The 24,805-nt window shown below is 45.9% G+C and carries 23 protein-coding genes and 2 tRNA genes; 10 read left to right on the top strand and 15 right to left on the bottom strand.

Annotated elements, in window-relative coordinates:
- Window positions 1-61 precede the first annotated feature (61 nt).
- A tRNA-Phe gene (locus tag BGP75_RS01600) sits at window positions 62-137 on the top strand.
- Window positions 138-557: 420 nt separating this feature from the next.
- Here the strand turns inward: BGP75_RS01600 and BGP75_RS01590 are convergent.
- From BGP75_RS01590 to BGP75_RS01580, 3 genes are all read right to left on the bottom strand, one after another.
- Window positions 558-2,744, bottom strand: coding sequence for an ABC transporter substrate-binding protein (locus BGP75_RS01590; RefSeq protein ID WP_158070050.1), 2,187 nt, complete (start codon window positions 2,742-2,744; stop codon window positions 558-560).
- A 357-nt stretch (window positions 2,745-3,101) separates the two neighbouring features.
- The gene (locus tag BGP75_RS01585) at window positions 3,102-4,796 is read right to left on the bottom strand and encodes an HAD family hydrolase (RefSeq protein WP_076714392.1); all 1,695 of its coding nucleotides are present in this window, start codon (window positions 4,794-4,796) and stop codon (window positions 3,102-3,104) included.
- 59 nt (window positions 4,797-4,855) lie between these two features.
- Complete coding sequence (locus BGP75_RS01580; RefSeq protein WP_076714390.1) at window positions 4,856-5,056, bottom strand: hypothetical protein; 201 nt, start codon at window positions 5,054-5,056, stop codon at window positions 4,856-4,858.
- 436 nt (window positions 5,057-5,492) lie between these two features.
- Here BGP75_RS01580 and BGP75_RS01575 point away from each other — a divergent pair.
- The 4 genes from BGP75_RS01575 (at window position 5,493) to BGP75_RS01560 (ending at window position 8,519) form a co-directional block, all read left to right on the top strand.
- Window positions 5,493-5,566: transfer RNA gene (locus BGP75_RS01575), tRNA-Gly, on the top strand.
- Window positions 5,567-5,705: 139 nt separating this feature from the next.
- Window positions 5,706-6,689, top strand: a complete 984-nt coding sequence (locus tag BGP75_RS01570) for a hypothetical protein (RefSeq protein WP_076714388.1) — start codon at window positions 5,706-5,708, stop codon at window positions 6,687-6,689.
- Window positions 6,680-7,051, top strand: coding sequence for a hypothetical protein (locus tag BGP75_RS01565; RefSeq protein ID WP_076714386.1), 372 nt, complete (start codon window positions 6,680-6,682; stop codon window positions 7,049-7,051). Before BGP75_RS01570 ends, BGP75_RS01565 begins: the two co-directional genes overlap by 10 nt.
- A 160-nt stretch (window positions 7,052-7,211) precedes the next feature.
- Entirely contained in the window at window positions 7,212-8,519 is a 1,308-nt protein-coding gene (locus tag BGP75_RS01560; protein WP_076714384.1) for a hypothetical protein, read from the top strand.
- A gap of 43 nt (window positions 8,520-8,562) precedes the next feature.
- On the opposite strand, the gene ccoG is transcribed toward BGP75_RS01560, so the two are convergent.
- The 4 genes from ccoG to BGP75_RS01545 are packed head-to-tail and all read right to left on the bottom strand — an operon-like array spanning window position 8,563 to window position 12,345.
- Window positions 8,563-10,020: a cytochrome c oxidase accessory protein CcoG gene (gene ccoG, locus BGP75_RS01555; RefSeq protein ID WP_076714381.1), complete on the bottom strand. Its 1,458-nt coding sequence runs from the start codon at window positions 10,018-10,020 to the stop codon at window positions 8,563-8,565.
- A 10-nt stretch (window positions 10,021-10,030) separates the two neighbouring features.
- Window positions 10,031-10,177, bottom strand: a complete 147-nt coding sequence (locus BGP75_RS26965; protein ID WP_158070049.1) for a hypothetical protein — start codon at window positions 10,175-10,177, stop codon at window positions 10,031-10,033.
- 1 nt (window position 10,178) lies between these two features.
- Window positions 10,179-10,694, bottom strand: coding sequence for a DUF934 domain-containing protein (locus BGP75_RS01550; RefSeq protein WP_076714379.1), 516 nt, complete (start codon window positions 10,692-10,694; stop codon window positions 10,179-10,181).
- On the bottom strand, window positions 10,678-12,345 hold the full coding sequence (locus BGP75_RS01545; protein ID WP_076714377.1) for a nitrite/sulfite reductase: 1,668 nt from the start codon (window positions 12,343-12,345) through the stop codon (window positions 10,678-10,680). Before BGP75_RS01545 ends, BGP75_RS01550 begins: the two co-directional genes overlap by 17 nt.
- A 283-nt stretch (window positions 12,346-12,628) precedes the next feature.
- On the opposite strand from BGP75_RS01545, the gene BGP75_RS01540 reads away from it, so the two are divergent.
- Window positions 12,629-14,038: a PLP-dependent aminotransferase family protein gene (locus BGP75_RS01540; RefSeq protein ID WP_076714375.1), complete on the top strand. Its 1,410-nt coding sequence runs from the start codon at window positions 12,629-12,631 to the stop codon at window positions 14,036-14,038.
- Between the two features lie 132 nt (window positions 14,039-14,170).
- Here the strand turns inward: BGP75_RS01540 and BGP75_RS01535 are convergent, their stop codons facing one another.
- The 5 genes from BGP75_RS01535 to BGP75_RS26960 form a co-directional block, all read right to left on the bottom strand.
- Complete coding sequence (locus tag BGP75_RS01535; RefSeq protein ID WP_076714373.1) at window positions 14,171-14,779, bottom strand: LysE family translocator; 609 nt, start codon at window positions 14,777-14,779, stop codon at window positions 14,171-14,173.
- 113 nt (window positions 14,780-14,892) lie between these two features.
- Complete coding sequence (locus BGP75_RS01530; protein ID WP_076714371.1) at window positions 14,893-15,801, bottom strand: LysR family transcriptional regulator; 909 nt, start codon at window positions 15,799-15,801, stop codon at window positions 14,893-14,895.
- A gap of 221 nt (window positions 15,802-16,022) precedes the next feature.
- Window positions 16,023-16,769 (bottom strand): MipA/OmpV family protein, encoded by a 747-nt coding sequence (locus BGP75_RS01525; protein ID WP_158070048.1) that lies wholly within the window; start codon window positions 16,767-16,769, stop codon window positions 16,023-16,025.
- Window positions 16,770-16,900: 131 nt separating this feature from the next.
- Window positions 16,901-17,413, bottom strand: a complete 513-nt coding sequence (locus BGP75_RS01520; protein ID WP_076714367.1) for a hypothetical protein — start codon at window positions 17,411-17,413, stop codon at window positions 16,901-16,903.
- Window positions 17,414-17,754: 341 nt separating this feature from the next.
- Complete coding sequence (locus BGP75_RS26960) at window positions 17,755-17,919, bottom strand: hypothetical protein (RefSeq protein ID WP_158070047.1); 165 nt, start codon at window positions 17,917-17,919, stop codon at window positions 17,755-17,757.
- Window positions 17,920-18,537: 618 nt separating this feature from the next.
- On the opposite strand from BGP75_RS26960, the gene BGP75_RS01515 reads away from it, so the two are divergent.
- Complete coding sequence (locus tag BGP75_RS01515; RefSeq protein WP_076714365.1) at window positions 18,538-19,224, top strand: DUF6639 family protein; 687 nt, start codon at window positions 18,538-18,540, stop codon at window positions 19,222-19,224.
- A 16-nt stretch (window positions 19,225-19,240) separates the two neighbouring features.
- On the opposite strand, the gene BGP75_RS01510 is transcribed toward BGP75_RS01515, so the two are convergent.
- Window positions 19,241-20,233 carry a GGDEF domain-containing protein gene (locus BGP75_RS01510; protein ID WP_076714363.1) on the bottom strand — a complete coding sequence of 331 codons (993 nt, stop codon included), beginning with the start codon at window positions 20,231-20,233 and terminating at the stop codon, window positions 19,241-19,243.
- Between the two features lie 180 nt (window positions 20,234-20,413).
- Here BGP75_RS01510 and BGP75_RS01505 point away from each other — a divergent pair, with 180 nt between their 5' ends.
- Window positions 20,414-21,544 carry an HD domain-containing protein gene (locus BGP75_RS01505; protein WP_076714361.1) on the top strand — a complete coding sequence of 377 codons (1,131 nt, stop codon included), beginning with the start codon at window positions 20,414-20,416 and terminating at the stop codon, window positions 21,542-21,544.
- A 130-nt stretch (window positions 21,545-21,674) separates the two neighbouring features.
- Window positions 21,675-21,986: a hypothetical protein gene (locus tag BGP75_RS01500; RefSeq protein WP_076714359.1), complete on the top strand. Its 312-nt coding sequence runs from the start codon at window positions 21,675-21,677 to the stop codon at window positions 21,984-21,986.
- A 128-nt stretch (window positions 21,987-22,114) separates the two neighbouring features.
- Here BGP75_RS01500 and BGP75_RS01495 read toward each other — a convergent pair whose 3' ends face one another.
- Complete coding sequence (locus BGP75_RS01495; protein ID WP_158070046.1) at window positions 22,115-23,605, bottom strand: PLP-dependent aminotransferase family protein; 1,491 nt, start codon at window positions 23,603-23,605, stop codon at window positions 22,115-22,117.
- Window positions 23,606-23,786: 181 nt separating this feature from the next.
- On the opposite strand from BGP75_RS01495, the gene BGP75_RS01490 reads away from it, so the two are divergent.
- A complete protein-coding gene (locus BGP75_RS01490) occupies window positions 23,787-24,425 on the top strand; it encodes a pyridoxamine 5'-phosphate oxidase family protein (RefSeq protein ID WP_076714355.1) in 639 nt (212 codons plus the stop codon).
- Window positions 24,426-24,492: 67 nt separating this feature from the next.
- On the opposite strand, the gene BGP75_RS01485 is transcribed toward BGP75_RS01490, so the two are convergent.
- Window positions 24,493-24,753 (bottom strand): hypothetical protein, encoded by a 261-nt coding sequence (locus BGP75_RS01485; RefSeq protein ID WP_076714353.1) that lies wholly within the window; start codon window positions 24,751-24,753, stop codon window positions 24,493-24,495.
- Between the last annotated feature and the right edge of the window lie 52 nt (window positions 24,754-24,805).

The raw sequence follows: 24,805 nt of genomic DNA, 5'->3' as shown, positions 1-24,805 counted from the left end.
AAGGAATAATATAATTTACTGTTGACTAATTTCTAACAGCCGTGTTTAATACGGCCCCGTTGCCCGGATAGCTCAGTCGGTAGAGCAGAGGATTGAAAATCCTCGTGTCGGTGGTTCGATTCCGCCTCCGGGCACCAGTATCTTAAAGCCTTGCAGTCGAATGCAGGGCTTTGTTGTTTCTGGTGATTAAAAATTCTCATGTCGGTGGCTCGGCTCTTTACAATTCAGGGCCTCCGGGCACCAGTACTTTACAGCCTTGCAGTCAAATGCAGGGCTAGCCTTGCAGTCAAATGCAGGGCTTTGTTGTTTCTGGTGATTAAAAATTCTCATGTCGGTGGCTCGGCTCGTTACAATTCAGGGCCTCCGGGCACCAGTACTTTACAGCCTTGCAGTCGAATGCAGGGCTTTGTTGTTTCTGGTGATTAAAATTTTCCAATGCTCTCCAAGACTTAGACTGGTTGTGGCCATTATTAGCATCTTGTTTATTCATATATTCTATATATGGATATAGCATTGTGTTTTTCAGGTGATCAAACACAGTTCCGCCAGTCTTGATCTTAGCTAGAACAGACACAGTTTTTACCGGCTCCTTTCGCGCGATAAAGCATTTTATCTGCCCGGGCAACAAACGTCTGTGCTTTCTCTTCAGGTCTATACTCGACAACACCGAAGCTACAACTGAGAGGCTGTTGATGGGAGAAGTGAGCGCTGGAAACAACCTCACGCAGTTTCTCTGCACCAGCTTCGGCACTGTTCAGGTCAAGCTCCGGCAACAATATTAAAAACTCTTCTCCGCCCCAGCGACCAAAAAAATCAGCATCACGAAGATTGGCGCTTATAACCCTGGCCAATTCCTGAAGAATATGATCCCCAACATTATGACCGTACTGATCATTAACCTGTTTGAAGTCATCAATATCGAAAAATATCAGAGAAAGGCTACGATGATATCGACTGGCTATTTTTATTTGATCTTCCAACTTGGAGACAAGGGCATACCGGTTATCAATTCCCGTCAGCTGATCAGAATTGGCCAATATCTCCAGTTTTCGATTGTAATCGGAGATAACTTTGTACCGATACGCCAGAAACAGTAACAATAACATCACCCCTGCGCTGATCTTCCAGAATAGCTGGTAGTCAAAACGGTGATCGTATTGAACAGGTAACCAACGGGATCGGATTGCCTGATGCTCTGAGGCTGAGATGCTATTGATAGCGTGGTTAAGGATGTCTACCAATCTCGGGTTTTTATACACGGCAAGACTGAAATCCCAATTGTCATTAATCGGACTAGTAATCAGAAATCCACTGCGCTGGGAAATTTGCAATTCCGCATTAATATGGCCAGCAGCGCTAACAAATCCCTTGGCAGCCCCCTCTTCAACAAGATTCAATCCTTCTTCAGCCGTAACCACCGGTACTAGCTTGGTCTCTGAATAACGCCCTCTGAGAATCTCTTCAAAAGCGCTTCCTTTGAGAATAGCCAGAGGGCCCTCTACGACAGAATCGCTATTAGATTCACGCACAGCCACGGCCACAGGCATACTGAAATAAGGATTTGTAAACAAGAGGTTCTTGGACCGCCCGGGTGTTTGCATGGCTCCAGCTACCAGGTCACAGCCACCTCTCTGTGCCGTCGCCAGACTTTGTGCCCAGTTCTCGAACGATCCAAATGAAAATGTCACCCCCAGTTTTTTTGACAACAAGTCCATATAACCTGCCACCACGCCCTGATGCTTACCTTCCACGACTCCTTCATACGGCATCCAGTCAGGGTTCACACACAAATGAAATCTTCGATTTCTCTGTAAAAAACGCTTTTCTTCTCTGGATAATCCCAGCTCGGGCGCGTGTTCTAATGGCTGGTAAACCAGGTTATCAATATCGTAGTCACGATCCAACACGCCTGTTACACGATAAATCTGGGCCATCTCTTGAAAACGATCGAGTGAGATATCACCGAATTCTACGCCCTCTGCATAGGCCAGCTCCTTAAGGGCCTTCCCCTCATACACTAATGCATCAACGCTTCGTGACTGACTATTATAGTTTTCATGTATCATTCGGGCCGTTTCTTCAATATGCGCAAACGCATACTCCCAACCGCGACGGGAAGCTTCAACAAATATCATTGTCTTTACCGGATTCTTCTGAACATATTCCTCCGAAGTAAATAAGATGTCTGAATACATATCAAAGCCATAATCACGGGGATGAATAATCCGGTAAGGAATACCCAATTTTTCCAATTGAAAGGGTTCATTCGACAAATACCCTGCATAAGCATCGGTTTTATCCTCAATCAAATCAGTCAGGTTGAAGCTATGAGGCTGGCGAATATAGTCATCAGCGCTGATACCACTTTTCAGCAACATGGCTAAAACCTCTGCCACATTTTTAGCATCCGGCGTTATCATTACCCGCTGACCAAACAAATCTTTTGCCTCTCTTATCTGGTCAGATTGTTTGGTAATCAACATTAGAGGAGACTGTTGAAATGCCGCCATTAAGGCAACAATTCTGGCTCCCTTCGCCTTATCAATAAGGATCGAAGAACGACCAATGGCAAAGGTAGAATCCTCGCTTAGAACAGATTTAACTAAATCCAGTTCACTGGGCATTTCTCGGATCTCAACTTCAAGACCCTCTTCAGCATAATAACCCTTCTCCTTGGCTACATAATAACCAGCAAACTGAAACTGGTTTTTCCATAACAACTGTAGTGATACTTTTTCAATCACATCAACCGGCTTGGAGCATGCTGAATATGGCAGCAGAAAAGCAGTCAACAAAAGCCATAGACCGAGAAAATTCTTTAACACAAGAGTTCATCGCTTTATTTGGGAAGCTATGAATAAGTCCATTGCGTCCTCTGTGGATTTATTCAAAGGCTCCTTAGCTAACAAGTATGGTGCTACCTATGAAAGATAGACCTGAATAGCTGAATAAGCCGAGCCAAATGACAACAATGACTACATGAGCAGACTGAATCTCATCATTAGGTCATATCATATTGATCAACGTTGTCATTTTGATGGAGCCAGGATTACAAGCTTGAAAACTTCGTCGCGAGCAAAAGCCATAGTCTTACTTTCTAATCACTGCTTTTCCTGGCAAGCCAGTACCAGTGCCCAGAACTCAGAAAAGTCATTCACCACCACATCAGGCTTATAAGGATGACGTTCTGTTGCAGGAAAGATCTTTCCCAACCAGGGTAAGTCCCACTGAGCCCCATTAAAGAATACCGCTGTAACGCCCGCTTTTTGAGCTGCAATGATATCTGTAGTGCTGTCCCCAACGTACCAGATTGCTTCATTTACAGGCATGCCCAGTCGCTGGGCAGCCAATATTAGTTGGTCTGGATGAGGTTTACGTAAAGGCGTGTCATCTCCACAAATATTACAGGAAAAAAGCTCAGCCCAACCCGTCCCATCCACAGCTGCAAGCTCGTGCTCAAAGAATTCACGATCCCTGTTAGTAATCACACCAACTTTCACCAGCCCATTTAACGCCTGCAGCATTTTTTTCACCTGAGGCTCAAAGGGCAGCACGGTTCCATAGTGATTACGATAGTGAGAATTAAATATCTTATGTGCCAGCTGTTTAGCCTCCTGATCTTCCCCAAAAAGCACTTCAAAAATATCGGTTCGGGATATTTTACGATCAACTTTCACTTTAGGGTGTAACTGACAATAACTTTGTACATATTCAACAAGGCGGGCATCTTCCAGCGATTTACTGGAACCAGGATCAACCATTCGATCCAACAGTCCCTTATCTCTTAACTCCGGCAACATGTCGTCCACCGCGTGGTACATCGCATCCAGGGTATCCACAAGCGTCGCATGCCAGTCAAACAATATGGCTTTAGGGGCTTGTAATTGAGCCGTAGCCGGGTGCCAGTCCGGCTCAATACGAGGAGCAGGAGCCTCCGGCCCAGGGGAATGCCAAGGTCGGATACCTGCTAAGTTAGCCGAAAATACCTGACTGTCCTGCTGCTGCATCTGCTCAAGCAAATCAACCAGCTCATCAAAACTGTTAACAAAGGCATAGGGCAAACATGCAGGGTCTTTAGCAAAAAGTCTGTTAAGGTACTCTTCAGGCCAGGACGCACCGTTATAAAAGATACCCGACACACCTGCATTCTTTGCTGTAACCATGTCCTGATAGCTATCACCCACATACCAGCAATTAGCATCAGCCTTTACATCAATAGCAGACAAGGCGGCATGAATCACGTCAGGATGGGGCTTATAATGAGGAACACCATCTGCACAAGCTGTTGTATCAATCAAACCAGCCCATTCTCCGTCATCAACCACCTGTAATTCATGATCAAGAAACTCTCGGCTTCTATTGGTAGCAATTCCTAGCTTTAACCCCAGTTTTTTAAAGGTTTCAAGGTAACATCCCACTCCCTCTTGATAAGGACGAACCTTACCGAAATAATGACGATAGCAGCGATTATATGCTTCATGGGCAAGCCGCTTAGCCTCGACATCATCACCAAAAATGGCGTTAAAGATATCTGTGCGGGAGACTCGCCTTTCTGCAAGTATTTTGGGATGGAGCCGCCGGAAAATACGAATGTACCTGACCAGCTTTACATCATCCGAGGTGCGACAGAGATCTTCCGGCAACAAGTGTTTAACAAGGTCAAGATCCTCTAGCTGCGGCAGCATCTCCTCCATCGCTTCAAACATCGCATCCAGGGTATCAACCAGTGTGCCATGCCAGTCAAAAATCAATGTTGAAGGGGCCAGCAGACAGCCCTTGGTTTTTAGTGCATCCATGACCACCAAGTCCGCTTAAAGTTAAAGATCATTTGATCAGTTAGAGTCATTGACGGTGGTTATTGTGAACCTGGCAACTCAGGAGCATCTACTACTGTGTCATCCGCCAATTTCCAACCCTTCTCCCATTCATAGTATTTCCAGTTGTTAATGGCATAGGGGTTATCACTTAACCGAATACACTCGAGCCTCGCATCCCAACCTGCATCCAAAGGGCCGTAATCATCCTCAGATACAGTACTCTTTCGCAGTTCAACCATATCCTCCTCTCCATCAGGAATTAGTTATTTATGATTTGAATAGCCATCACTATAAATCCTAGCAGGTGATTGAGGATATTAGCAGGCAACTTAAGTAATCAACCAACCCATCAGCAAACAGCCATTAGCAGTTGATAACTGGATCGTATCCTTAGCGACCTTGTGCCTGACCCAGTCGGTAGATATGCATGTTGCGGGCTTAACACCCACTGCAGCCAGGTGCAGCAATAAACAGAGTTAGTGCTACTGTTTAATAAAGTTAACTTCACAAAATGGCAACAAGACCTCCTTGAAAAGTAGCTGATAATTTTTCGAAATCTGATTTCGTCTGTAAACAGCTAAACGGGATAACGGGGAGGTTTTAACTCCAACACCGATCAGATAGTTTATGACCCATAAAGAGTAAGGAGTTGTGTAGGAACTGAAAGATAATATCGCGGGTGTAGTTCAATGGTAGAACGGCAGCTTCCCAAGCTGCATACGGGAGTTCGATTCTCCTCACCCGCTCCACTCATATTATTTTATATAATTCAACAGCTTAAATTACTCCAGCAAGACAGTTTCAGGTTCTCATTTCAGTAGAAGACATGCGTAAACGCTTCGTGTATCATCACGCCGCTCATTGGAATCTACTTAAAAGGAACTTTGCATGGCTACTGCCTTGATGTGTGAAAAGCCTACAGCTGTCTCTTCTCTAAACCACCGGTGTGACCTCCAGTCGACTGAGAGCATTCAAACCGTCACTTGCGAGATACCGACTACGTTATCCCCCTATACACCCTATTTGGTCGGTGACTACTCCAGACCCCAGGACCGAGGAATAATCAACCCGCTAGCCTCTATGCCACAGTCTTCTGCGAAGAATCTGATGGGATTAGTTTCAGAGTTTGGTGAAGATAAAACTGTAGCTATAGCTCAAGTAATGTCCGGGCTTAGCAACCCATACAGCACTGCTGGCATGGGAGCCGCAACTAGTGTCTATGGTGGTCGCGTTACAGGGTTTGTCGGTGCTGTAAAGGCCTATGAAGCAGCTCTAAAGCAACATAAGCAGGCGATCAGTTACCCCGGCGGTCGTCAGATGAGCAAAGTAAGGATACAACGTGCTCACCAGAAGATGGTCAAACAGTTTAACTTAGAGGTAGAGCTAGCAACAGCAGGCAAAAAGATACGTAAAGGTCATCCTCTGATGAATGCTACCCGCGCCAGACATATAGCGGAGAGTGGACGCACTGTTGCAAAGTTAGAACTGATCAGCCAACTTGAAGCTCAGAACCTTGTAAATTTCTCCAAGTATACTCAGCATTTGGGTAATGGACTGGCAGTTATAGATTTTACTGGCCGTGTAGGATCAATACATAATACATACAAGGCTGGTGGTAACTGGGAAAAGAAGATGTTTATCGAGGCTAGCGGTTTTGCTGCTGGTGCTGTTATGGGATCATTAGCGGTCAAGGGGGGCTTGGCGTTACTGACTTTAGCCACACCTATGGGTTGGATTTTCCTTATTAGTGCAGGTATTGCTATCACTGCTGCGGCGGCTGGAGCATCTATGGTGGTTGATCATCAGGCAAAAAAAGCAGCAGATCGGCTGTATGACCCTATTCTTGATTGGATCAACTCCCTATGGAACTAGTAGATTACCTATGGGGAATTGTGCTATTTGCACTTTTCTTAACCTGCATTCTCTTCGTAACCTTTGGCCAGATAACAGTCAGAAAGCTACGTAAGAACACTACCACAAAGGAAAGTTTAGGAGTCGAGTTTGCCAGTGGATGGGACATTCTGAATGTTGCGGAAGCGTTGGCGCTGCCTAAAGTAATAACAGATAGGTTCGAGGGGAGTCCTATATCAGTGATGTTTGCTAGCGCTGACGTACTCCGAAAAAATACGAATACCTTTGATAAGGTACTAGCGGCTCTATTCTTTTGGCTTTTTGTATTTACAGGTGTTTCGTTATTGGTACTGTCTTTGTATATGACCCTATTTGTCGACTAGTTCCTTCAAACGATACAACCACAACGTGTACTCAGTATTACGCGCCGCACTACTTCTTATCAGGCTGCATACCGGAGTGCCGATAACATTTATGGAAAAACTATCAACCTCAACGCCATCCAGATAAGATTCGCTGTTCCAGCTACTTGTTTCTGAAGCAATGACCCATAAAACCTTTATTCCCAATACCAATGCCTTGATTGGCGCTCTGATGGTTATTTCACTTCTGTCAATGATGGGCCGCGGTTTGGGTTTATCGTTGCCGCTATGGATACCTATCGTTGGCTATTGGGCTGCGGCTCTGATCAGTAGTCCAGGGTTAGCAAGCCGAAACCTTAGGCAATCACTACTGCTTTTAACGGTTGGTATTGGTTGTATTTCCTGGGGTACATATCAAGGTCAGCAATTTCAGCTAGAAGATATGCTAGGTCGTAATCTGGAGCTGATATCGATGTTAGTCGCAGTAAGCTTTCTAGGATTGGTTAGCCAACCTGCAGCAGCTCAAAGCCAAGATTTACCGCAGGGTCGACGAGCTGTTACCAGCACCCTGAGCGGTGTGCATTTATTCGGAGCTGTCATCAACTTATCATCTGTTTTTATCCTTGGTGATCGTATGACGCATAATCGGCCTATGTCCCGAGAGCAAGCCATTGCCTTAACCCGTGGTTTTTCCTCAGCGGCTTTCTGGTCACCATTTTTTGCCGCAATGGGAGTTGCTTATACCTTTGCGCCCGGTGCCGACCTCCAATCTATAATGCTAGCCGGAATTCCGTTAGCACTCATTGCCTTACTGGTCACCTGGTTGGAATTATCAAGAATTGATAAAGCCGTAGATTTTTCCGGTTATCCAATGAATTACAGTAGCTTATGGCTACCGGCCTTATTGGCGATCTGCGTCTTTGCGGTACGTCACCAACGACCAGACTTTCCGATTCTGACTCTGATAACGCTGCTTGCACCTTCGATTAGTTTACTGGTGCTGCTTCATCACCCCCGTCGCACCACTTCTCGATTGCAACAACATGTCACCGAACGTGTACCTCGTATGAGTAATGAATTGTCCCTGTTCCTTGCAGCAGGTGTTCTGAGCTACGGACTGCATCTAGTGCAGTCCGGCACCTCAGGGTGGCTACCCTTTAATAGTTTTGGCAGCCTGGAAGCAATACTTTGTCTCGGATTTTCATTACTGATGGCGCTCTTCGGTATCCACCCGATCATCAGTATCTCGTTGTTAGGACCGTTGCTAACTCCGCTGAACCCGGACCAAAGCCTATTGGCAATGATGTTCTTAGCCTCCTGGGCACTGGGCTCAGCAATAGGACCTTTGTCAGGAATGAACCTGGCAGTACAAGGTCGCTACGGAATCGAGGCGGTATCACTGATGCGTTGGAATTTGCCCTATGCAGCTATTATGTTCATTCCAACAGCCATAATTCTTTATCTGCTGGCCTGGTTCTCTTTATCCTAAGGAGCATATATCCCTATAGGCCCCACATCTAAAAGATACGTAATTACTTACGACTAACAGGCCCGATAAAGACTCCTTCCCTCTCCGCAAATAGCTGTGCATTCTTACGGGACTGTACCTTAAAAAGCAGTTGAGTCGTTTCATCATTAAATAAGTGGCGAGGAAGCCCGACAAACAGGGTATGAGAAGTGACTCCTGACGGCTTGATTTCAATCGGCTGGTCAGCTCCTTTCAATACCAAACCTGGCAATGGTTGTCCCTCGGCGCCTTCGACAGTTATCACAGCCATGGTAGGTTGATCCGTCTTATTGAGAACCTTTAACTGGTAACGGTTCTGGATGGATCCGTCACTTTGCAATACAAAGAGGGGTTGACGGTTTTGTATTACTTTCAGCTCTAAGGGACTTAATGTTGCCAGCCCATAAGTTCCCGCCAAAACGGAAAAAACCATTATTCCTAAGTATGTCCATACTCTCGACCGCTTGTACCAGACAGGTTCTAAAATACCTTGCAAACCGTTAAGAGAATCATAACGAATCAGCCCCTGTGGACGTCCTATTTTATCCATAACGGCATCACAGGCATCAAGACACAGGCCGCAGGTAATACACCCCTGCTGCTGCCCCTGGCGAATATCCACTCCTGTTGGGCAAACAGCCACACAAAGATTACAGTCGATACAATCCCCCTCAGAACGGGCGCTACCTGTAATGATGTTGGTTTTTTTCTGAAGTCGCCCCCTAGGCTCTCCTCGATCAACATCATAGACCGGTAATACCGTGTTGCTATCCACCATAACACCCTGAATACGAGAATAAGGGCATAGCCATAAACAGGTTTGCTCTCGCATAAAGCCCGCGAGACTGTAGGTGCCAAATATAAATGCACCAATAGTAATCCCTGCTTCAATAGGAACAGAAAGATTGATCAGGCCTTGCCACAACTCAAAAGCATCCATAAACCAGGCAGTAAAGCTGATACCGGTTATTAACCCAATCAATAGCCAAAGCCCATGCTTAATCACCTTTATCCTTAGTTTTTTTAACGTCCAGGGCCCGCTATCCAGCTTCTGGCGCTGCCTCGGTGCTCCCTCCAAGCGTTCTTCAATCCAAACGTAGATATCTGTCCATACCGTTTGAAAGCAGAAATACCCGCAGAAAACTCGCCCTGCAACAGCGGTGACTACTGCTAGACCAATGGCAAAGAAAAGCAGGATAAGCGCTAAAATCCATAGATCCTGAGGAAGTATCGTCAAACCAAAAATATGAAATTTTTGCTCTGGCAAATCAAACAAGACCGCTTGTCTCTCTCCCCAGCGAACATAAGGACCTAGAAAAAACACCAACCATGTGGAACTCGCCCACCACTTCAGAGTTCGCCATTTACCCGGCATTCGCTTCGGATGGATCTTTTTCTCCCCCACATTGACGTGCCATTGCCCCGCTTCGGCATACAGATCATCAATAGACTGGGTCGGGATGACAGTACTGACGTTATCCACTTTTAATACCTCAACTATCGTTAGATGGGGATTTACGAGATTGGGAGATCTTTTTTCTCATTTTAAAGGCAACTATTCCCATGACTGCTACCAACAGAATCAGAGAACCAATGACGGTGAATACCGCCCCCAGCGCGACCGCATCAAAACTCCCCATATCAACTTCCTACCTTGCTGTAACGAAACTTAAACGGTGTTCGAGGACTAAATACAGAACCCTGATAAGTCAGGCCACTGTTCATCAGTAGCTCCAATCCGTCCTCAAGTGACTGCCCATCAGGCAGAGCAATAGAGTTGAAGCCACAGCGTCTCAGGTACGGGACCTGATCAATGATTAACTCACCAAACGCGCGAAGTTCTCCTTCAAATCCATAGACTTCCCGTAAGAGAGAGCCGGTAGAATATCCAGAGCCATCAGTAAATGCAGAAAACTCAACAGCGATAACCGGCGCGAGAGCAATCAGGTGTTTAATCGTTTCTAACTCCTGATTCCCTTCAATCCATAGACCCGGCCAGCTTCCCCGCTGCTCGAACAGGGAGCTTTGCTGCACCCAGAGAACCAAGGGCAAAATGAGGTCGCCTTCGGGTAACCTCAGGGCCTCATCATCAGTCAACGATTCAATCAATTGCCAATTGTCGTTGACAATTCCTCCATCCTTAATGAGATTTCCCATAGACATGCTCCTTAAAAGGGCGGCTACCAAGACGTAAAAAAGTATCGATAAATCGCTCAGTATGATCAGTACGCTCGCGCAGGTAGATTTCGATCACCCGCTCGATGGCCTCTGGTAAAAGGTCCATAGGTAATGAGGGACCCAGAACTTTAGCCAGCCTGGAAGCCTCTCCAGACTGGCCTCCCAGAGTAATCTGGTAAAATTCTTCACCCTTTTTGTCGACCCCGAGTATGCCAATATTGGCGATATGGTGGTGTGCACAGGCATTAACACAGCCAGAAATCCTCAGGCTCATATCCCCAAGATCATAAAGAAAGTCCAGATCCTCAAAGCGCTGTTGGATAGCAGCATTGATTGGTAATGACCGAGCATTTGCCAAGGCGCAGAAATCCCCCCCTGGACAGCAAACGATATCCGTAATGGTGCCAATATTAGGAGTCGCCAGTTTCAGGCTGGTCGCTTCCAGCCAGAGGTTAAATAAATCGGATTGCTTTACATCAGTCAAAACCAGATTCTGCTGCTGGGTAGTACGAACTTCACCAAAAGAATAACGCTCTGCCAGTTCTGCGATTTGCTCCAGCTGTATAGCAGAGATATCACCAGGCGCCTGGGTTGAAGATTTCAGAGACAAGCTGACTATCGAATAACCATCTACGCGATGTTCATGGGTATTACGGGACAACCAGCGCTCAAAAGGTGGGTTAAGCTGTCCCTGCAAGAGCAAATCTGCTTGCACCTTATGCTCATCGATGGCTTCATACTCAGGTGAGCTAAAAAACGATCTGGCATAATCAACTTCTTCCAGATTTAGCAGATATTCCGGTGAAAGCGTTCGCTCAAACTCTTCTTCCACCTGTGTAGAAAAGTTATCGATACCCAGGGTGTTAACAAGAATCTTTATACGAGCTTTGTATTTGTTATCCCGACGTCCGTAGCGGTTGTAAACCCGTAAGATTGCCTTTAGATAAGCAAGAAGCTCTTGTTGCGGAAGAAACTCACGGACCGGAGTTGCCAGAACAGGTGTGCGGCCCAAACCTCCACCAACCCATACCTTAAAGCCATAATCTCCCACTTTGTTAGTGGTCAACTGCAAACCAATGTCATGCAGCTGAATCGATGCTCTATCCTGTTGCGCCCCGATCACTGCAATCTTGAATTTACGTGGAAGAAAGGCAAACTCAGGATGCAACGTCGACCATTGACGAATAATCTCACAGAAGGGTCTGGGGTCTGCCAATTCATCCTGAGCAACACCTGCAAACGGATCACAGGTAGTATTTCGAATACAGTTTCCACTAGTTTGAATAGAGTGCATATCAACCGTCGCCAATTCCTTCAATATTTCTGGTACCTGCTCAACAGATACCCAGTTAAACTGAATATTTTGACGTGTCGTAACATGGCAATAGCTGCGATCGTAAGTACGGGTAATTTCTGCTAACTTGCGCAGTTGACGGGAAGAAAGCATGCCATAAGGAACCGCTACTCTCAGCATCGGAGACTGCCGCTGAATGTACAGACCGTTCTGCAACCGTAATGGCAGAAAGGCCTCCTCACTTAAGGTTCCTGCTAGATAGCGGGCCGTCTGTCCCCGGAACTGCTTCACTCGTTCCTCAACAATTTTTTGGTCGAAACTGTCGTACTGATACATCGAAGTGAGCTACCTTTTGTGGGACGCCGCAATTGCAGCGACCTTATTTAAACCAGCTCTTCCTCAGGTAGTCGCATACCACCTGTTTCCATAATAATTTGAAGAAGAGTAGAAAGAATTCAGCTTATCCTGGTAAAGCAGAGGGGTACAGATTCAATTTTTAGTATATATTAAGGCACAGAAAGTTTGTTTGACTCTCTGGGCCTATCAGTTTTAAAAGATCTGTACCTGTCGAGTCCATAGCTGCCTGATCCGTTTCGAGCCAAACAGGAAACCAGTACTAATGCCGGAGTATCTCTATCAACAGCTAGTCAGCGATATCACCGAAGAAATCCGCAGCGGCCAGCGTGCTGTGGGTGAACGTATGCCTTCAGTCCGCGCCCTCTGTCAGGAAAAGACCGTTTCAAAATCAACAGTGCTAGCAACCTATGACCGTCTGGAAGCGGATGGGCTCATTTCAGCTCGCCCCAGGTCAGGTTACTTTGTCTGTGCCCGGCAATTAGAAAACACTCAATCACTCAAGCGCCCATCCCCGAGTAGGCCAGAGTCAACTCCGGTTCCGATTACCGCCGGTCAGATCATGATGGATATTATGGAAAAAGGCGCGGCCTTTGATCTGATTGCTGCAACGGACAACAATCCGGGAAACGATCATTTAAGGCGCTGTATGGCTCGGGCACATCGCCGACAAACAACGATTGAGCAGATGAATTATGATGAGCCGGCGGGATCAGCAAATCTGCGACAACAGCTTGTTCAGAGACTGTCGCAAGGGGCCAGTCAAGTCAGTGCAGATGATATGGTCATTACCGCCGGTTGCCAGAATGCGTTATTACTGGCCTTGATGGCAACGACCCGGCGTGGAGATGTGGTAGCCGTTGAATCACCTGGGTTTTATGGCGTCTTCCAGTTACTTGAAGCTCTGGGTTTAAAAGCCCTTGAACTTCCCAGTTCAGCCGATCATGGCCTGAGTCCGGAAGCCCTGGAATTAGCATTGCAACATTGGGATATCAAAGCGTTAGTCATCTCTCCCTGTTATGGAACTCCGACAGGGGCATGTATGCCAGATACCCATAAGCATCGCATTATTGAACTCATTCAAGCACGTAATATTGCCGTTATCGAAGATGACATCTATGGGGATCTGGGGTTTTCTCTGCAACGGCCGCGTACCCTACATTCCTACGACACGACAGGCTCCGTATTATTATGCTCATCCTTCTCAAAGAGCTTATCTCGCGATTTGCGCATTGGCTGGATTGTTCCAGGAAAATATCTGGATCGGGTCAAACAATTAAAGTTAATCACTACTCTCTCAAGCAGTCGTTCTCAGCAACAGGGAATTGGTCACTTTATTGAAGAAGGTGGGCTTGATCGTCACCTGCGCCTCAGGCGTCAACAACTTCAACAACAGTCCCAAGAACTGCTTAGCCTTATTCCCCAGTATTTGCCCACGGCGACCAGCTGCAGCCAACCCCAGGGTGGGCTTTCACTTTGGGTAGAATTTCCAATCCAGGTTGATACCGTCAATTTATATAAATCGGCGTTAGACATCGGTGTTATTCTGACTCCCGGAAGACTTTTTACGGCCCAGGAAAGCTACCGAAACGCCTTGCGACTGAGCTTCGCTTATCCCTGGACTCAACAGCGCAAGGACGCATTAAAAAGACTGGGAAATCTTTTAACGAAATAATCATCAATATTCAATTACGAACCATCAAATTTTAAAAACAATACTTTAAAATTGACTAAGAATTTCAGTTTTAATTATTAACACTTTATTTTTCGTAATTACCGTCAAGGATTGCACTGATACATCCTATTACTACAAGGTAACCACTCTCAGCGCCAGCCCAACCAAAACAATACCACTGATTTTGTCGATGGTGGCAGATTGTCTCTGCAATTTATCGATCACATTAGAGTGGGACAACGCTAGTGCAACGATGATGTACCAAATGCTATCAATAGAGGCCACCGTTGCAGTCATGATCAACTGCTCAACAATAGTCAGATCTGCCGACACAAACTGGGAAAATAACGCAATAAAAAATACAGCCAACTTAGGGTTAAGTAACGAAATTAATACGCCATCCCGCGCAGCCACCATGAGAGGCGCCGTATCTTTATCAATGTTTAATTTCGCACTTCCCTTTGATCGTATCGCCTTGACTCCCATCCACGCCAGGTACCCTGCCCCAGCATAAGTAATCAAAGTGTAAAACAATGGCGTTTCTGTCACTAATAGGGCAAGCCCCCAGATCGTCAGCATCGCCCAGACAGCAATTCCAATCGCATGAGTAATCGCCGCGACAATACCATGAGCACGCCCATTACTGATGGTATGGCGTAAAACTACAGCTAGACTCGGTCCAGGTGACATGGCCCCGATACAGCATACGGCGACGAGAGATAACCAGATTGTGAGAGTCATAAAGCTATCCTTGCTAGAAGCTTTGGGTACCAATGAATCCGCTAGTGTAATCCGACACAGGCAATGCGAGAAATGCTAATTGCATATCAAAGGTATGATTTTTATTCATAGTATTATGGTGAATACATTGAGGTTCTTATTTGCTCAGCGATACAATTACGAACCCAGCAATGAGCCGGATCCCGGTCATGAATTGCATGCCAGCATAAGTGATAGTGATTCTTGGGGACACTCAACGGCAAAGGCAGATAAGAAAGATAAAACCGATCAGCCGCATTGCGAGCAATGTGCTCGGGTAATATCATCAGTGCCCGGCTGTCAGCAACCACTTGAAATGCAGAAGAAAAGAAAGGAACTTCAAATAGAATCCGGCGCCTTAGCCCCTTTGCTTCCAACGCGCGATCAAAGAAAGAATCCTTGTCACCACCACTGTTCAAATGGACAAAGGAGTAGTTCAATAGCAGTTCAAGGGACAGCTTTTGATGTCCAGTTAATGGATGATCACCCGCCATTAAACATACCGGCTTATCCTGACCCATATGGATACTGAACAGGTTCTTCGGAACGCTGGCTGTCATGGTAGAGACCATGTCTAACGGCAATTGACCTAAGCGTTCAAGCCAATCTGGCTGCCACATTTTATAACTGATATCGATCCCTGGCGCCTCCAGCTGCAACTGTTTCAGCACATCAGGAAAGATAAACTCAGCAACATAGTCAGTACAGGCGAAGCTAAATCTACGTCGGCAGGACGAAGGATCAAACCCCTCCGCCGTTCTTAACATTTCAATATCAGACAGAATGGCCTGAACTTGAGGCAACAATTGCCTGGCCCTGGCACTCAACAGATAACTATTCCCTTCACGAATCAGCAAAGGATCAGCAAAATAATCCCGTAATTGAGTCAATTGTCGGCTCATAGCAGACTGTGTCAGGTTCAATCGTAAAGCAGCCTGAGTGACATTTCTGTCCTGAAGTAAAACAGTCAAAGCCCGAAGTAGATTGAGATTAAGTCGATCCATATTGATTCCAATGGTTGGAGCCGGCCCAGATCAGAAGCCTTACATCATTGACCAAATCAATAAGGAGGAAAGGAAGCTATTTTATATAATCTTCGGACACTCCCTGACAGCAATGCTCCCTAATGAGTAATTCAAGCTGATCGGCGAGAACGACTCAACCAGGAGCATATGGCGACAAGCTACCTTCTGATTCTTAATTCTTATCTGCTGAACACAATCGGTCAAAACTGATAAGTCACACCAATCAGACTTTTGAAACTACTGTCGTCCTCCACGATTGGGCTATCAGCGATAGAATTATGGAATTGTTCATAGGCCAGTGAACCAATCACTCCCCAGCGTTGGCTTAAGCGGTAGTCGATATTAACACCCAACTCATAGCTGGTATCATCATCACTGTTAAACTGCGGAAACCTTGCTGTTGCCTCTTCAGGTTTAACACCATAATAGTAAACGTTTAGTTCACGATCTCGGCGTGTAGCTGCAACATAAGGCACTAAAACAAAATCATCATAGTGGATAGGATAGGCATGCTGGAGCCTCATGACATCACCGTCATAAGCACTGGAAACGTCAAAACCTCCAAAAAATGATGTCTGCCCCAAAAACCAATCGTAACTAAATAGAAAACCTGCTTCTAACGCTGAATCGTGATCCTCAAAGTCCTTTAAGGCTTCACTATCATCTGGATCAAAACCTTCTCTGCGAACTTGAAGCTGAACAGCTACCTTGAACGCCCCCGTTTGATAAAACTCATAACCAGCGCGGGAACCGTCAATATAAAAATTACCTTGCCGATAAAAAACCAGCGGTACCACATCAACCCGACGATCAGTATCTACAAAGACATCATGGCCAGCAGCGACTCCAACTCCAATTCTAAGACCTGGACTTTCAGAAGAAATCGCAGGCTTTGACAAAGCAAGTAAAAAAATCAGTGGCAAAAAGTAAACAGTCCGTATATCCATATAGTTCCCCTTCGGTGTCAAATAGATTCTTGCAAAACTCAAAACCTCGACCAATGAAAAGATAATTTTTACACAATCAAAGGCAGAAGCTAAAGGAAAGATTAACATACTTTAACCTTCAAGCCCTTATTCTAGGGCTTATTAGCCCCGCTTTCCAATTCAATAATGATATCTCCAATTAACCGCTTATTACCTCCACGAAGATGTTCGACCAGCGTTTGCAGAGTATAAAACGGTCCTAAAGGAAGTCCCCACCAACCGAAGATAAGGGTCACCAAAACCGTAGCCAGCCTGACCCGAGATCTATCTGAGGATGACTGAAAGAAAAATCGACTTGACTGTTTGAACGACACGATTAGAAATGAAGTACAAAACGGGTACTGGGTTACGACGGTGTCATAGCGGATAGGCACTCCTTGCCAGGTAATAGCGTTTAGTCTGTTAGTTTTCAGCTTATCTTTATGCTCTAGAAGCCATATGAGAAACTCCTCAATTCTACTTTCCTGCTCCCTGCTGAAAAAAAACAGGACAGTCAGCAAAAAAGCAATCGCAACCCCTGCCAATGCTTCACTATAAACTCCCAAGGAGAAATTATAGATAGCTCCTGCCAGAAACAAAATCGCCACGATCAGCATCAGGAACATCTAAATACCCCCCCAAAACAAGCTAAATAAATACGCTTTGCTGTTTTGATCCTGATTTTAAATACAAAAATTCTGGTTAGAAACCAGCTCTGAGGCGATCATAAAATAAACAGTGTTCCGGTTTATTGACTGAAAGCCGGTTTCAGCAAACACCCCATAAGCTGGGAAGTACCATCTTCTATCTGGAAACACTGCCTGTTTAGAATAGACTATCTGTTTAAATAAGGAAGGAAGGGTCTAACTGCAGCAGTGATATAGGAACACTGCGTGGATTAGAGCAGACCCTAGTTGTCATTCATCAATATGATAAACGCGGGGTTTTGCCGATCTGGAATTAAGATCTAGGCCGCCAGCTTGACGCAAAAGTGTTGATTTCCATACCAACGGCTTTCTTCATTGTCGTTCTCAATCAAATAGGAGTTTTCTCCTACTTCTTTTACTTGGTATGTTGTAGAAGATGTCAGTTGATCTTCAAAGCCATCAGCGCGGATACATTCAATATACATTCAGCTTTTCCTCATTTTGAACTCCGGAATTCAGACAAGACTTCGAGCGGAGTTCAATCATTTTTATTTTAATGCCGACACTTGTTCACTGTTGCGAAAGAACGGTCGACGTCACTTTCGATACAACTGAATTCCCTGTCGTGGGCCAAGCTTTTGCTTAGGGGTAATCCCTTAGTTGCACCGCACTATATCTCACTTTTTTGATCAGGGGAATACCCGAATACGACATGATCATCATCTTTTGGAACAAAAATTCAAAATTTAATAATTCTGACACAAACCGGTGATTCACCAGTAGTGCAGATACACTAATAGATATATATCAATAAGTTAAATAAACACAAGATGGAAGTGAGCACTTTCTCTGCGGGAACATGGTCGAGTTTGTAAGAGAACACCAACGCTAAGACTTATTAATCACGTTGATAATATTAAAGCCTATACTGGTAAGTAACTAGATAGAACGCACTGCAATCAGATGCTCCGTTATAAACCGCAGGCAGCAGACTTACACTTGATGGAAGTGCTCTGTATCGATTGCAAAGTTAACTTGGCTACAAGCTCTAGCCGCTGAAGGCAAATCAACAGCCTTCCAAAGGCCCACCTGGAGGTTGCCGTATGAAACCGTCCCTTATCCTGATCGTTTGTACCAGCTTTTCCCTGTTATTACCCACAGCCCTTCAAGCAAATACCTTCCGCTGTAACAACATCCCTATAGAGGTGACAACTTCCGACAGCACAGTGGTCGACATCGCCTGTGCGGCTTCAACATCAGCGCTGAGATATCTGGAGCAATACGATCTACGGCCCAAAAAACTTATCCGCATCGATATAGTCCAGCGCCCGTTAGAATCCATTGGTCATCCCATCTTCGGCAGTTATAACAGTCGTAAAGACCTGATTGAGGTAATGTCTTTCCGATCAATCCTCGAAATAAAACCACTGCCTTCTATGTATGGAGAGCCATTCGATCCAGACCACTATTTCGGTGTTATTGCTCATGAAGTAACCCATGCGGTGGTTCAACACAACACAGAACTCACCAGAATTAGTAATGCTGCTCAAGAATATTTAGCCCATGCTACCCAATTGGCCGTCATGTCCGCTCCGCGTCGCGAAAAAATAATCCAATCTGCCGGAGTCGGCGCCTGGGAGCCCAATGATGTTATCAGCGATATCTATATGGCCTTGGCTGTGAAGCGCTTTGCGGTCAAATGCTACCTTCATTTGTCAGGGCACAATTCCCCACGCTCATTTGTCCATACTTTATTGACTCACAAATGGCGTTACGTGGTTGCAACCTGAGGAAACTATCCATTGATCATTGTGGCCTATATCCGGACGATCGCTTCAACACTTTATTACGGCCACTTTCTTTCGCCTGATACAAAGCCTTATCACAACCTTTTAACCATGAATCGACTGACTCATCAGCTGTTAACTGGGCAACCCCGAAACTACAGGTTAGACGAATATTATTCGAAAATGATGTTGCTTCCACCAAAGCCCTTAGCGCTTCACAAAGCTCCCAGGCCTGCTGTTCATCCGTTTGTGGAAGCTGCAGGATAAATTCCTCACCACCAAAGCGAAACAATTTATCTGAATTGCGTATCCGTCCTGCAACCAACTGTGAAAACTCCTTTAATACCTCATCACCCACCAGATGCCCATGAAGATCATTTACCTGCTTAAAATGATCAAGATCCATGATTGCCAAACTCTCTGACTGCTGGTGCCTCTGATGCATATTTTTCGCTGCGTCCAGCTCAGGGCGCAATGTACGGCGATTCAACGCCCCCGTCAGTTCATCTCTGTTTGCCAATTGCTCCAGCTTGTTTTTTTGCTTCAGTACAATAAATGCGAATATGCCAGCAAATACCATACTGATAGTAATACCGACAGAAAATCTCAGCACTAGTATCAAGGGCTCAACATAAGACGCCGCCAACAAGCAGCAAAGTGAAAAAATTACACCCGATACAATCCCCTGGACGAACGGAAATGTAAAAAAGAATACCGAAGACATCGGAAAAACGTAAATCAGGCCTCGCAACCCCAGTTGATAGCAACTCAGTGCAATTGAAAAAGAGACCAGAACAACGAACATTTGTCGATAAAGCAAGCTGTCTCTGTGTTTAAACTCATTATAAAGAGATAGGCTGACAACCAGCAGCGAACCTCCAAGGAATAAGGAAAGCCAATGACTACCCCATATTCCATGATAGAGGGTAAAACCGAGAACTGGCGCAATGGCCACAAGATGAAAGAGGATCGAAACCCGACGCGGAAAATTAGTCGATTGCCCAGAGATCAAGACCTTTTACCTCCGTTGTACAGATGGACATTACCATAGTGACCCTTACCGGTTAATCAACTTATCCCACCAGGCGATCTTTACAGGCTAATCCTTGCATTAGTCATTATCGGCATAAAACCGGGGATTGCCATATTTCACCTACAATGAATTCAATAACGTAAATGGATTTAAAACACTATGACCAGATTGCACTATGTCGGGAATCAACTCAGCACCTTTACAGAGTTACAAAGCGCAACCCCGGATAACTATTCTATTGGAAACTCTGATTTCCTCTCCAATACAAGCCTCCAGGGTGAGCTTATACTTTTTGATGCAGCCTGCGTAGATCAATTTGGTTTACAGAACTGTAAACACTTCGTACAGCTGGCCAAGAGTGCGGGAATTCCTGTAATCATGGTATGGAGTGACTCAGCAGATCATCAACTGCTGGCGATCGATTGTGGCTGTGCCGATTATTTGTGCAGCCCATTTCATCGCTCCATTTTGCTGAGTAAGGCAAAAATCCATCGACAATTAGCATCAACTGATCATCTGTTTACTGAACAGCAACAACTACTTGAAAATGCCAGATCAAGCTACCGGGAAGAGTTACTATCCGTGCAGGAAGCAATTATTCTTAGTATGTCGGCCCTCGCACGGATCAAGGACCATTCAACTGGAGACCATATCCTACGTACCCAATACTATGTAAAAGCGCTGGCAGAGCGCCTCAGGTATCACCCCGACTTTGCTGAGGAACTGGACGACGATCAGGTGATAGATTTGCTATACAAAACAGCTTCGTTACACGATATTGGAAAAGTCGCTATTCCCGACAAAATCTTGCAAAAGCCAGACAAACTGTCAGCTGCCGAATATGAAATTATGAAACAGCACCCTCGATACGGTTTTCAGGCGCTGTGCACTGCGGAAAGTCTGCTGCGAAAACCCACTGAAACGGCAACTAATTTTTTCCGGATAGGCCGACAGGTTACACTGAGCCATCATGAACACTGGGATGGTAGTGGCTACCCGGAAGGCCTCTGTGGCAATCAAATACCCATAGTCGCTCGAATAATGGCCGTGGCTGATGTATATGACGCTATCGTTTCGCGACGCCCGTACAAAAACGCCCACCCCCATAGCCTGGCTGTCAATCAAATAGTGGCGGGGAAAGGCACCCTCTTTGATCCTGTCGTAGTTGACGCATTCACTGAATTAGCGGACACCTTCGAGAAAATTTCTGTTCTAATGGATGGTCAGTTCCCCCACTTATCGGATCTCACGCTGCAAAATATTGAGGATCTGATCACTCAAAGCAGATAATTGGCAACTGCTGTTAAAGGCTGTGCCCGGTTGTGACGTTTTTTTGACCTTTAAGAAAAAATTAGTTATAAGGGGGTCAGGATTGTGCAACGCAGCACTATTCTAAGGTCAAATGAAGTGAGGTCAGACGATGAGTAATTCTCTCAATCAGCTGGATATCTACATGCAACCTTTGCAGGAATGCAAAGAAACCATCAGCAAATTGATGGCATTGCAGAAGTACTGTTTTGACGACGTAACAAAAGCCAGCTTTGAACAGCTTAAAACGCTTTCTCATTGCTCAAGCCCTGAGCAGGCAATGAACCTCAATTTCTACTTCTGTAAGGGCCTCGAAGCCCATGCCAATTACCTGTCAAATCAAACCTATGCGGCCTTATCTGATGCCCAAGATGCATCCTTAAGCAAATGGACTCAAGGATCAGAAAAGCGCTCCAAGGATTAGTCTCCCACAATATAGTTCAAACAAGTCGCAATATAGTTCAGACAAGTCACAACCCGCTTGAATAGCCGGGCAGCCCCCACTGCCGCTAGTGGCCCTGAGCAGTTATATCCCTGGTGGACATGTTGGGGCTAACTGGAATCCCTGAGCAGTTCTTTTAGTATTTTGACACCGGTTAACAACTGCTGCTCTGAACTACCAGAAAAGCCTAACAACAGCCCCTGAACGTTAGCGTTCTTATAATGGCTGGATAACGCTGAAACATGTACCTGACGATCGGCCAGCTGCTGTTCCAGCCAATAATCAGTGACTCCGACTCCTGAATCCAGCAAAGATACGAGATGCATACCCCTATCAGGTAACTCTGTGCAAAAACTATCTCCCAAATGTGTTTCCAACAGTTCAAAAAGGTAATCCCTGCGCTGTTGATAGCAGCGTTTCATACGCCGTAAATGGCTGGCAAATCGCCGATGCTCCAAAAACTCAGCCAGCGCAGGCTGTACCGGCATGGAGGCCAGGGTACCCAGATTATGCTGAGCGGCCAGTAAGGGTTCAACCAATCGCTCGGGCGCCAGTAAATATCCAATCCTTAGTGTTCTAAACATTACTTTCGAAAAACTACCAACCAGAATAACCTGTTGCTGATGATCCAGATTAAACAGCGGAGCAGCTGGAGCCTTGCGGTAGTGAAATTCAGAATCGTAGTCATCTTCAACTAACCAGAAATTATCCTCTCGACTACGAGACAACCAATCCAACCGCCTCTGTGTCGACATATTGACCCCCAGGGGGTATTGTCGTGCAGGTGTCATCCAGGCAAAACATCCAGGAGCACCTGCAGCGGGTAATGTCATTCCATGCTCATCAACCGGGCAATATTCCAGTTTAGCCCCTGCAGCCATGAGGCCCTGTCTCAGTTGAGGATAGCCCGGGTCCTCCAGCCAAACGGTACTGTTGGTTTGAGACGGGGGGTTAGTCTGTAACAGTGAATGTTCTACTTGTGGCCGCGAGTATTCCGTTTGCAGCAAGACGGTTGCGATTAACGAAAGAGCGTCTCGGTTACCGGCGGTGACGATCACCTGCTCGGGAGATACTTGTATATCCCGCATCACTTTTAAGTAACGGGAAATAGCCTGCCTTAGTGGCCAGTATCCGCCTGGATGACGATCCCGCAATAATCCCGGATCAGGCCTACGCCACACCCGGCTTAAACAGCGTGCCCAATCATCAAATGGAAACTGATCAATATCAGGTCCCGCGTCAAACAGGCCCGCCGCTTCGATAGAAGCCCCTGGACGACCAAGACCTGACTGACAGTGGGCAGTCCCATCGGTTGGAGTTGTTACAGCTTGCTCAATAGCTGAAACAAAAACCCCTGAAGCAGGTCTTGTAATCAGCAGCCCCTCAGCAATTAACTGATCATAAGCATTAAGAGCAGATGTTCGGGATATTCCCAGTTCTTCCGCCAGTCTGCGACTCGAGGGCAAACGGTCACCTGGGTGCAGTCGGGCATTATTAATCAACTGACGCAGTTGATCAGCCAATTGTAAATACAGAGGACGAACTCCGCTCTTATCCAGCCGCAGACTGAGCGTTGCTAACTCATCCCGAAGGTTCACCACTGGTATCTCCATTTGAAAAAAAATTGGATATTTATCAGATACCATACAGATCTTACCATGGTCCCCGTAACCGAAACACAGCGGTTCTTAGCGATAATCACTGATGTCTGAAATGGCCGTGCGTTAATCCTCAGACTACAGGCATCTCCAGGTCACAGGACAATTTGTTGAGGCATTTCCAATGAGTGAATTAGAAATCACAGAGCAAACCCAAATAAAGCGTGGAAGAAAGAGAGGTAGCTATAACCGCCAGCTTATCTACAACATCATTGATGAAGCTCTGGTTTCCTATATCGGAATGGTTGTTAAGGGGCGCCCCTTTGTAATGCCCACTTCCCACTGGCGGGATGGAGACAAAATCTACTGGCATGGCGGCTCCAAGAGCCGGATGGTAGCTGGTGCAGAGAATCAACCGGTATGTCTCACGCTGGCATTATTGGATGGCCTTGTAATGGCTCGTTCCGCATTCCACCATTCAGTAAATTATCGCTCAGTGATGATCTTCGGCACTCCGGAAAAAATCGTGGATGAAGCAGAAAAAGCACGCCAGCTGGAAATCTTTATCGATCGTGTCGCCCCGAATCGATGGAAAGAACTGCGTCCAATGCAAAGCAAAGAGCTAACAGCAACTGGAATTTTATCAATGCCCATCAATGAAGCTTCTGCAAAACTAAGAGCAGCACCTCCCGCCGATGATGAGCAAGACTACAATTGGCCTGTCTGGGCTGGCGTATTGCCTCTCAAGCGTATTTGGGGGGAGGCAGAGCCCTGCCCAAGAATGACCGGTGACTGGGAGGCACCAAACCCTCCCGCTCCCTGAGATAAATCAAAGTATCAGTAAAGAGTCGCCGGGACTGTAGTATTGGGGTTGTATGAAGCAACCCCGATTACCGCCACAACTCTTGCTCATAGGACTGGTCAGGAAGATCTGTCTGGCTAAACCCATAGAATACGCCCCCCATAAGCACCCAACGCATCACCAGTATGAAGGCCGTCAAAGTCACCAGGGCCAGCACTGGCAGTACCACAAAATAGGCAAACAGAGGAAGCTCAGCCACTGTTCCAAGGTAAAACAACAGCGCCAGAACCATCAGACAAGCCAGTACACTTAGCGTTTTCACACAACTGAGAAACAAGAATCTGTTCATAACCTACACCTCAAAGGCAGTTATCTAACGGAGAATCCTCAATATTTTGAGC

Origin of the sequence: Motiliproteus sp. MSK22-1, from assembly GCF_001968815.1 — a bacterium.
In the GTDB taxonomy this organism is placed as follows: domain Bacteria; phylum Pseudomonadota; class Gammaproteobacteria; order Pseudomonadales; family Balneatricaceae; genus Motiliproteus.
Note: the sequence above shows the minus strand (reverse complement) of the source record. Positions and strands in the feature narration are given on the sequence as shown.

Excerpts from the sequence above, each read along its gene's own strand:
- BGP75_RS01525 (WP_158070048.1), bottom strand. The coding sequence starts at position 16,769 with ATGGATATACGGACTGTTTACTTTTTGCCACTGATTTTTTTACTTGCT.
- BGP75_RS01585 (WP_076714392.1), bottom strand. The coding sequence starts at position 4,796 with ATGGATGCACTAAAAACCAAGGGCTGTCTGCTGGCCCCTTCAACATTG.
- BGP75_RS26960 (WP_158070047.1), bottom strand. The coding sequence starts at position 17,919 with ATGTATATTGAATGTATCCGCGCTGATGGCTTTGAAGATCAACTGACA.
- BGP75_RS01535 (WP_076714373.1), bottom strand. The coding sequence starts at position 14,779 with ATGACTCTCACAATCTGGTTATCTCTCGTCGCCGTATGCTGTATCGGG.
- BGP75_RS01565 (WP_076714386.1), top strand. The coding sequence starts at position 6,680 with ATGGAACTAGTAGATTACCTATGGGGAATTGTGCTATTTGCACTTTTC.
- BGP75_RS01515 (WP_076714365.1), top strand. The coding sequence starts at position 18,538 with ATGAAACCGTCCCTTATCCTGATCGTTTGTACCAGCTTTTCCCTGTTA.
- BGP75_RS01530 (WP_076714371.1), bottom strand. The coding sequence starts at position 15,801 with ATGGATCGACTTAATCTCAATCTACTTCGGGCTTTGACTGTTTTACTT.
- BGP75_RS01545 (WP_076714377.1), bottom strand. The coding sequence starts at position 12,345 with ATGTATCAGTACGACAGTTTCGACCAAAAAATTGTTGAGGAACGAGTG.
- BGP75_RS01500 (WP_076714359.1), top strand. The coding sequence starts at position 21,675 with ATGAGTAATTCTCTCAATCAGCTGGATATCTACATGCAACCTTTGCAG.
- BGP75_RS01550 (WP_076714379.1), bottom strand. The coding sequence starts at position 10,694 with ATGGGAAATCTCATTAAGGATGGAGGAATTGTCAACGACAATTGGCAA.
- BGP75_RS01505 (WP_076714361.1), top strand. The coding sequence starts at position 20,414 with ATGACCAGATTGCACTATGTCGGGAATCAACTCAGCACCTTTACAGAG.
- BGP75_RS01520 (WP_076714367.1), bottom strand. The coding sequence starts at position 17,413 with ATGTTCCTGATGCTGATCGTGGCGATTTTGTTTCTGGCAGGAGCTATC.
- BGP75_RS01560 (WP_076714384.1), top strand. The coding sequence starts at position 7,212 with ATGACCCATAAAACCTTTATTCCCAATACCAATGCCTTGATTGGCGCT.
- BGP75_RS01490 (WP_076714355.1), top strand. The coding sequence starts at position 23,787 with ATGAGTGAATTAGAAATCACAGAGCAAACCCAAATAAAGCGTGGAAGA.
- BGP75_RS01540 (WP_076714375.1), top strand. The coding sequence starts at position 12,629 with ATGCCGGAGTATCTCTATCAACAGCTAGTCAGCGATATCACCGAAGAA.
- BGP75_RS26965 (WP_158070049.1), bottom strand. The coding sequence starts at position 10,177 with ATGGGGAGTTTTGATGCGGTCGCGCTGGGGGCGGTATTCACCGTCATT.
- BGP75_RS01580 (WP_076714390.1), bottom strand. The coding sequence starts at position 5,056 with ATGGTTGAACTGCGAAAGAGTACTGTATCTGAGGATGATTACGGCCCT.
- BGP75_RS01570 (WP_076714388.1), top strand. The coding sequence starts at position 5,706 with ATGGCTACTGCCTTGATGTGTGAAAAGCCTACAGCTGTCTCTTCTCTA.
- BGP75_RS01485 (WP_076714353.1), bottom strand. The coding sequence starts at position 24,753 with ATGAACAGATTCTTGTTTCTCAGTTGTGTGAAAACGCTAAGTGTACTG.